The 8,139-nt window shown below is 74.3% G+C and carries 6 protein-coding genes and 1 pseudogene; 1 reads left to right on the forward strand and 6 read right to left on the reverse strand.

Annotation, left to right across the window (positions count from 1 at the left end):
* The 6 genes from AE652_RS29110 to AE652_RS29135 all read right to left on the reverse strand — a co-directional run.
* The coding region (locus AE652_RS29110) for a GntR family transcriptional regulator (RefSeq protein ID WP_049656846.1) at positions 1 to 654 on the reverse strand (654 nt) is incomplete at its 3' end.
* Between the two features lie 210 nt (positions 655 to 864).
* Positions 865 to 1,806, reverse strand: coding sequence for an NAD(+) diphosphatase (gene nudC / locus AE652_RS29115; RefSeq protein ID WP_049656848.1), 942 nt, complete (start codon positions 1,804 to 1,806; stop codon positions 865 to 867).
* A 70-nt stretch (positions 1,807 to 1,876) separates the two neighbouring features.
* The gene (locus tag AE652_RS29120; RefSeq protein ID WP_049656851.1) at positions 1,877 to 3,280 is read right to left on the reverse strand and encodes a dipeptidase; all 1,404 of its coding nucleotides are present in this window, start codon (positions 3,278 to 3,280) and stop codon (positions 1,877 to 1,879) included.
* Positions 3,281 to 3,414: 134 nt separating this feature from the next.
* Positions 3,415 to 6,282 carry an FtsX-like permease family protein gene (locus AE652_RS29125; RefSeq protein WP_049656852.1) on the reverse strand — a complete coding sequence of 956 codons (2,868 nt, stop codon included), beginning with the start codon at positions 6,280 to 6,282 and terminating at the stop codon, positions 3,415 to 3,417.
* Positions 6,279 to 7,043 (reverse strand): ABC transporter ATP-binding protein, encoded by a 765-nt coding sequence (locus AE652_RS29130; RefSeq protein ID WP_049656853.1) that lies wholly within the window; start codon positions 7,041 to 7,043, stop codon positions 6,279 to 6,281. Before AE652_RS29130 ends, AE652_RS29125 begins: the two co-directional genes overlap by 4 nt.
* A 136-nt stretch (positions 7,044 to 7,179) precedes the next feature.
* Positions 7,180 to 7,806, reverse strand: coding sequence for a PadR family transcriptional regulator (locus tag AE652_RS29135; protein WP_049656855.1), 627 nt, complete (start codon positions 7,804 to 7,806; stop codon positions 7,180 to 7,182).
* 79 nt (positions 7,807 to 7,885) lie between these two features.
* Here AE652_RS29135 and AE652_RS29140 point away from each other — a divergent pair.
* Positions 7,886 to 8,139, forward strand: a pseudogene (locus AE652_RS29140) (hypothetical protein); the annotation flags it as partial.

Consider the following 8,139-nt stretch of genomic DNA (forward strand, 5'->3'; position numbering starts at 1 on the left):
GCCGCCCTGGAACCACTGGGCCTCCTCGGGGCCCGGCATCCGCGCGACCAGGTGGTCCACCGCGCCGATCTCGGTGCGTCCGAGGGTGGCGAGCACCGCCTCGTCGCCGCCCTCGACGGGGTCGGGCTCCATCAGCGGGGTGCCGGCGGCGAGGCCGGCCCGGTAGTGGCTCTCCTCGATGGAGTACGGCTCGCGGTCGAGCAGCCGCAGCTGGCGGCGGACCACGATGGCCTCGCCGGGGCGCAGCCCGAGCCGTTCGGCGATGTCCACCCGGGCCCGGACGATCATCATCTCGAAGTCGGTGCCGAGTTCCCGCCCGGCTTCGGCGGCCTCGCCGAGGTAGACGTCGGAGGGCGCGGCGAGGCAGTCGCGCGGCGCGGGGGTCAGGCCGGGGCCGTAGGCGCGGTGGTCCAGGACGGGGTGTTCGCGCAGGTACGTGCCCTTGCCCTGGAGGCGGACCAGGCGGCCCTCGTTGACCAGGACGTCGACGGCGAGCCGGACGGTGTTGCGGGCGACGCCGTACTGGCGCTCCAGTTCGCTCTCGACCGGCAGGGCGGCGTCGGCGGTGAACTCGCCCTCGGCGATCCGGCGGCGCAGGTCGGCGGCGAGGCGCTGGTATTTGGGGGATTGGGCGGTGCCCCGGGGGATTGTCACCCTCGTGAATGTAGCGAGCGCGGTGAGCCGGTATCAGCCGTTTCCGGCAATATCGTCCGAGCGGGTTGAATACGCCCCCGCGCCGACCCCTCCCGGTAGCAGAACTGGCCCGTCCGGATACGAACAGCTGGTCGTGGTGAATTCGGGAAGGGGTTGGAGAGAAAAAGGGGGGCGCATGGAATTGACCACGCGCCCCCCTTTCGTCCTGGATTACCAGCGCGCCGCCGAGGGCAGCGGCTCCCCGTACCAGAGCTCGACCAGGTGCCGGGCGATCGAGATCCCGGACGGCGGCAGGATCTCGCCCGCCTCCATCCCTGCGCGCAGCTCCTCGCGGGAGAACCAGCGCGCCTCGGCCAGCTCCTCGCCGTCCACGGTGATCTCGGTGCCGCCGGGCAGCGCCCGGCCCAGGAAGCCGAGCATCAGGCTGGACGGGAACGGCCAGGGCTGGCTGGCCACGTAGCGCACCTCGCCGACCTTGACGCCCGCCTCCTCGTGCACCTCGCGGGCCACCGCCTGCTCGATCGACTCCCCCGGCTCGACGAAGCCGGCCAGCGTCGACCAGCGGCCCTCCGGCCACAGCGCCTGGCGGCCGAGCAGGCAGCGGTCCTGCTCGTCGGTGATCACCATGATCACCGCCGGGTCGGTGCGCGGGTAGTGCTCGGCCGCGCAGGAGGTGCAGCGCCGCACGTGCCCGGCGCCGGCCTTCTCGGTCGGGTGCCCGCAGCGCGAGCAGAAGCTGTGCAGCCGGTGCCAGTGCTCCAGCGCCACGGCGTGCACCAGCAGCCCGGCGTCCCGGTCGGACAGCAGCCCGCCGACCTCGCGCAGCCCGGCCGGCCGGGCGTCGCCGTCCAGCCGCCCGGGCAGGCTCTCGCCGGCCAGCGCGAAGTACGAGACGCCGTCCTGGTCGGTGCCGAGGAAGTACCGGTCGCCGGTCTGCGGGGCCTCGAAGGAGGGCATCAGCACGAGTTCGGTGCCCTGCGCGGTGTCGACCACGAACGCCTCGCCGCCGGCGATCGGCAGGACCCGGGTGTTCGGGTGGCTCCAGGCGGCCGCCAGCCAGGGCTCGTCGAGGCGGTGCTCGGCCGCCCGGTCCACCCCGGACCGGGCCAGGGCCAGGGGCAGCGGGCGCTCGGTCTCAGGCACGGTGCTCACGTCTGTTCCATCCCCACGTGGTGAATCATCCGGATGAGTGATCTGGCTGCCATGGTGCGCGCGGTGGGCGTCATGCCCCCGGCCGGAAGTTCTCGGCCAGGTCGCCCCAGAGGTACGCGGCCGTCTCCACGCCCTTGGCCAGCAGGTCCAGCTCGACCTTCTCGTTGACCGAGTGCCAGCCGTCCGAGGGCACCGAGATGCCGAGGAACAGCACCGGCGCGCCCAGCGCGTCCTGGAGGTCGGCGGCCGGGCCGGAGCCGCCCTCGCGGGTGAAGAGGATCTTCTGCTCGAAGGCCCGCCCCATCGCCCGGACGGTGGACTGGAGCGCCGGGTGGTCCAGCGGGGTCAGGCAGGGCCGGGTCGCGCCGGGGAAGACCAGCTCGTACCGGACGCCCTCGGGCACCCGCCCGGCCACCCAGTCCCGCACCGCCTCGCGGACCTGCTCCACCTCCTGCCCGGCGACCAGCCGGAAGGACAGCTTGAGGTGCGCCGAGGCGGGGACGATGGTCTTGCCGCCGGGGCCGGTGTAGCCGCCCCAGATGCCGTTGACCTCGGCGGTCGGGCGGGCCCAGATCCGCTCCAGGGTCGAGTAGCCGGCCTCGCCGCGGGTGCCGTACGACTTGGCGACCCGCAGCCACTGCTCCTCGTCGAAGGGCAGCTCGGCGAACAGCTCGCGCTCGGTCTCGGTCAGCTCGACGACGCCGTCGTAGAAGCCCGGGATCGCGACCCTGCGGTCGGCGTCGTGCAGGGCGGCGGCCAGCTCGGCCGCGACCTGGGCCGGGTTGGGGACGGCCCCGCCGAAGGAGCCGGAGTGGATGTCGGTGTCCGGCCCGTACAGGTCGATCTGGGCGTCGGCCAGGCCGCGCATGCCGGTGCAGACGGTCGGCGTGGTCGCGGACCACATGCCGGTGTCCGAGATGACGACCACGTCGGCGGCCAGCCGCCCGGCCTCGCGCCGGACCAGGTCGGCGAAGTTCGGCGAGCCGGACTCCTCCTCGCCCTCGATCAGCAGCTTGAGGTTGACGGCCGGCGCGGTGCGGCCGGTGGCGGCCAGGTGGGCGCGCACCCCCAGGGTGTGGAAGAACACCTGGCCCTTGTCGTCGGCGGCGCCGCGCGCGTACAGCCGGCCGTCGACCACGGTCGGGGTGAACGGCTCGGTGTCCCAGCCGTCCTCCCGGGCCGCGGGCTGCACGTCGTGGTGCCCGTAGACCAGGACGGTCGGCGCGGACGGGTCCCCGGAAGGCCACTCGGCGAACACCGCCGGCAGTCCGTCGGTCTCCCACACCTCGGCGACCGGGAAGCCGGTCTCCCCCAGCTTGGCGGCCAGCCACTCGGCCGAGCGCCGCACCTCGCCGGCCCGGGCCGGGTCGGCGGAGACGGAGGGGATGGCCAGCCACTCGGAGAGGTCGGCGAGGAACGCGGCCTGGTGCTGGTCGATGTAGGAGCGGACGACGCTGTCCGGGGTTCTCGTCATACCGACGACTGTAGTTCGCCCGTGCGGGTGCCCGCCCCGGCCGTCCGGCTGCCGGGCGTTCCCGGCTCTGTAACATGCGTCACCCCCGCCGCGGCAGGGGTGCGCGACGGGGGTGACGGACGGGTGCGCCGGGCTCAGCCCGAGCGGCGCAGCAGGGTGATCCGCGAGCGGGTCATCACGGCCGCCAGGCCGGCCGCGAGCAGCGGCAGCAGCACCACGGTGGCGGCGATGGTGGGCCACGGGAAGACCACGATCGCCTTGTTGGCCAGCTCGGCGGCGCTCATCCCGGGGTAGCCGCCCGTCGCGGCCTCGACCTTGCGCAGCGCCACCCCCGGCACCACGCCGCAGACCGCGCCGAGCAGGGCGCCCATGGCGGCGATCACCCCGCACTGGAAGCCGGACAGCGAGCGCCGGATGCGGGGTTCGGCGCCGACCGCCGCGAGGGTGGTCAGGTCGCGCTGGGAGTCGGCGGCGGCCAGTCCGGTGGCGATGCCGGCCGCGCCGAGGGCGACGATCGCGGCGAAGACGTTCAGGCCGAGCTGGATCAGTCCGGCCCGGGACTCGTAGCCGCGTTCGATCTTGAGCATCGTGTGGTCGGTGAGCTTGGCGATCGCGCCGTCGGCCTTCTGCTGGGCGCCGTCGGAGGGCATCGCGGCGGGCAGCCAGACCGAGCCGGCCGGAGCGGTGGCGAAGCCGAGCCGGGCCGCGGTGGCCGGGCTGACCACGGCCTGGCCCGGGGCGGGCTCCGAGGAGTCGACGAGGACGGCGTCCACGGCGATCTCGGTGGTGACCGGCTTCTCCCGGGAGTTGCCGCTCGAATCGGGGTGGACCGGCAGGGTGTACTGGAGGGCGAGCTTGCCGTCCTTGAGGTACCGGGAGTCGAAGACCACGGCCTTGCCGGCCGCGAGGGCCTGGCCGGCCCCCTGGTCGGTGACGCCGTAGAGGTTGCGCAGCAGGGTGGCGTCGCCGGCGACCAGCGCGGTGTACGGGGTGCTGCGGCGGTTGTCCGACTTGCAGCGCGGGTCCGTCCCCATGATCCGGTAGTGCTCCGCGGGGTCGAGCTCGTTGGTCGGGTCGAGGGCGGGGCAGCGGTCCGCCTTGGGCACCTCGACCCTGATGTAGCCGCAGAAGCTGCCGTCGGGGCAGTTGCCCTTGGGCTCGACGCGCTGGACGTCGGCGCGCTGGCCGAGGTCGGGGATGCTGCGTTCGACGGCCTCGCGCGCCTGCGGCAGCAGCTTGCTGTCGGCGTCGGTCATCCAACCGCTGCCGAGCATGACGGCCTTGGAGGGCCCGGAGGCGACGTAGTCGCGCCGGTTCTGCTCCTCGTAGCTGGCCATGTAGACGCTGACCGCGACGGAGCCGGCGACGGCGGCCATCACGGCGGCCACGGCGGGCGCGGTGCGGCCGCGGTGGCGCACCGAGTCGCGCAGGGCGAGCCGGGGGCCGAGCGAGAGCCAGCGGCCGAGCCGGCCGAAGAGCCCGACCAGGTAGGGCGTCAGGACGACCATGCCGAGCTCCGCGACGACCGAGCCGCCGAGGACGGCGACGCTGCGGTTGCCGATGCCGCTGGTCGCGCCGAACAGGGCGAGGGCGGCGCCGCCGCCGAGCATCAGCAGACCGAGGACGGCGAGCTTGCGGCTCGGCGGCTTGAGCGTGTCGCGGCCGGTCAGCGCGGCGACGACGTCCTGACGGGAGGCCTGGACGGCGGGCACGACGGCGGCCAGCAGGCCGGTGACGAGACCGACCAGGAGGATGCCGAGCAGGTCGAGCGGCTGCAGGTTGAAGTGGCCGAAGCGCTTGCCGGAGTAGTCCTCGGCGCTGGTGCGCAGCAGGGCGACCAGGCCGACGCCCAGGCCGAGGCCGACCAGGGCACCGGTGACGCCGAGGACGATGCCGCCGCCGAGCACGACCGAGCGGACGTTGGCGCGTTCACCGCCGGCCGCGGCCAGCAGCCCGAGCTGCCGCCGCGAGCGCCGTGCGCCGACGGCGAAGGCAGGGCCCGCGAGGAGGACGATCTCCAGCAGGGCCATGCCGACGACGGTGGCGAGGATGACGACGTCGGTCCGGTTGAGGTAGGAGGTCTCCTCGCCGCCGCTCGACTTCTGCTCGGTGTAGTAGGGGACCTCGGCGCGGGCCGGCGGGTCGAGCAGGACGGCGCGGGAGGCCAGGATGAAGCCGTACTCGTTGACCTCCTTGACCTTGTTCCAGTCGAGCGCGGCCCCGGCCGGGAGCTTGACCAGCCAGCGGGAGGTCTCGGTGCCGGCCTCGCGGGGGTTGTCCGCCTTGGTGGCCTTGGCGAGCCGCTCCAGCAGGGTGCCGGGGCGGGCGGTCAGTTCGGTGGCCCGCAGCTCACCGGGGTACTCGTAGGCGCCGCTGATGGTGAAGGGGGCGGACTCCAGGCCGCGGACGGCGGTCTTGTCGCCGACCTTGAGGCCGGAGCGCTTGAGGAAGTCCGTGGTGACGGCGGCCTCGGTGTCGGCGGCCGGGGCGCGGCCCTGGACCAGGTTCACCCGGCCCCGCCAGACCGGGTCGGTCAGGTCGGCCTCGCCGACCCGGGTGCTGAGCAGGCCCTGGGCGCTGCTCGCGGCGGTGTACGGGCCCGAGAGCTCCGGCACCAGGACGGCGCCGGCCGGGAGCAGCTGGCGGGCCAGCTCGGCGGGGGCGGTGTCCAGGGAGCGCCGCTGGACGGGGGTGTACGCGGGGGCTTCGCCCTCCTTGGCGTCGTCCTTGGGGTCCTTGACGGTGAAGCCCTTGTCGGGGTCCGGCGCCTGCTTGACGGTGGAGCCTGCCTCGACCACGCTCAGCTCGCCGGCGGCCTGGCCGATGAGCCGCGCCACCTGTTCGGTGGGCGTGAGCTCGGCGCTGCGGAAGACGACGTCGGCGCCGGTGACGCCGAGGACGGGCAGGGCGACCATCGCGATGACGAGGGCGCTGCGGCCCTTGGCGCGCAGGGCGTCGCGGCGGGCTATGCGCAGGGCGACCCGCCAGGCGCTGAGCTTCACTCGTCCACCTTCAGGGCGTTGCCGGCGGCGGTGACGAGCAGGCTGGCGGCGTCCTGGCTGACGGACTCGTCGACCATCCGGCCGTCGCGCAGGAAGACGACCCGGTCGGCCCAGGCGGCGTGCCGGGCCTCGTGGGTGACCATCATGGCGGCGGCGCCGGCGTCGCAGCGGGCGCGCAGGACGGCGAGCACGGCTTCGCCGGTGGTGGAGTCGAGGGCGCCGGTGGGCTCGTCGGCGAGGACGAGGCGGCGGTCGCCGATCAGGGCGCGGGCGATGGCGACGCGCTGCTGCTGGCCGCCGGACATGTCGTCGGGGAAGCGGTCGGCGAGCTCGGGGATGCCGAGTTCCTCCAGGGCGACGAGGGCCTCGCGGCGGGCGGCGCGGGTGGACAGCCCGTCGAGTTCGCGCGGCAGCGAGATGTTCTCGGCGGCGGTGAGCGCCGGGATCAGGTTGTAGTCCTGGAAGACGTAGCCGACGGAGCGGCGGCGGACCTGGGCGAGCTTCTTGCGGTTGAGGCCGCCGAGGGCGACGCCCTCGACCAGGACCTGGCCGCCGCTCGGGGTGTCCAGGCCGCCGGCCAGGGTGAGCAGGGTCGACTTGCCGGACCCGGAGGGGCCCATGACGGCGACGAACTCGCCGGGGTGGACCTTGAGGTCGACGCCGCGCAGGGCCTGGACCTCGGCGGCGCCGTGGCCGTGGACCCGGGTGACGTTCTCCAGGTGGAGCACCGGCGTCTGCCGGGCCTCTTGGGTGTGGGACACGAATTCCCCCCTTGTGCTGGGTGTGGGCTCGGAGTCGGGCCGAGCCTGGTGGTTCGGGTGGCGCGCGGACTCACGCGCGCGGACTCAGGCGGTGGGCTCGAGCGGTGGGCTCAAGCGATGCGCTCGGGCGGTGGGCTCAGGCCCGCAGGCGGCGGCCGCGTTTCGCGGGCGCGCCGTCGTCGCGGGCGGCCTCGGCGGTGCGGGCCTGCAGGAGCTCGGCCTGCTGGGCGAGCCGGGTCTCGCAGTGGTCGAGCCAGCGGATCTCCGCTTCGGTCTGGAAGATCAGCTGGTCGAGGACGAGCAGCCAGGCGAGGTCGTTGCTGGCGGAGGGCACCACGCCGGGGCGCTTCTCGCCGGCGAGGGCGCGGCCCTTGAGCCGGGTGTAGTCCTGGAGCGCCTTGATGCTGTGCCGGCGCTGGCCCTGGACGACGGCGGAGACGTCCACTCCGGGGACGGTGACCGCCATGGCGAGCTTGATCGCCAGTTCGTCGCGCGGGGGGTTGGTCCGGGGCACCGGGGTGTCGAACCAGGACCGCAGCTCCTCCCGGCCGGCGTCGGTGGCGGCGTAGAACTGGTGGCCCTCGCCGTCCTCCCCCGCGGGCTCGACCAGCCCGTCGCGCTCCAGTCGCGACAGCGTGGTGTAGACCTGCCCGACGTTGAGCGGCCAGGTGGCGCCGGTGCGCGCCTCGAACTCGGTGCGCAGCTGGTAGCCGTAGCGCGGGCCCTGGTCGAGCAGGGCGAGCAGACCGTGACGGATGGACATACCGAGTATGTATACCCGGTATGTCCTACCGCCTCAAGCCGGGCCCCCCTCCCCCGGGGACCGGGTACCGTCGTGCGGTGTGAGCCAGTTGCGCATCGCCACCTTCAATCTGTTGCACGGACAGCCGCTCGCCCCGGACGGCGCGCCGCGGCCCTACCCGTCCGACCCCGGCGGGCCGTTGGCCGAGGCGGTGGCCGCACTGGACGCCGACGTGCTGGCGCTCCAGGAGGTGGACCGCCACCAGGCGCGCTCCGGCCTCACCGACCAGGCGGCGGTGGCCGCCGCGGCGATGGGCGCCAAGGACTGGCGCTTCGCCGCCGCGCTGCACGGCCG

The organism is Kitasatospora sp. MY 5-36, assembly GCF_001182915.1.
Taxonomy (GTDB): domain Bacteria; phylum Actinomycetota; class Actinomycetes; order Streptomycetales; family Streptomycetaceae; genus Kitasatospora.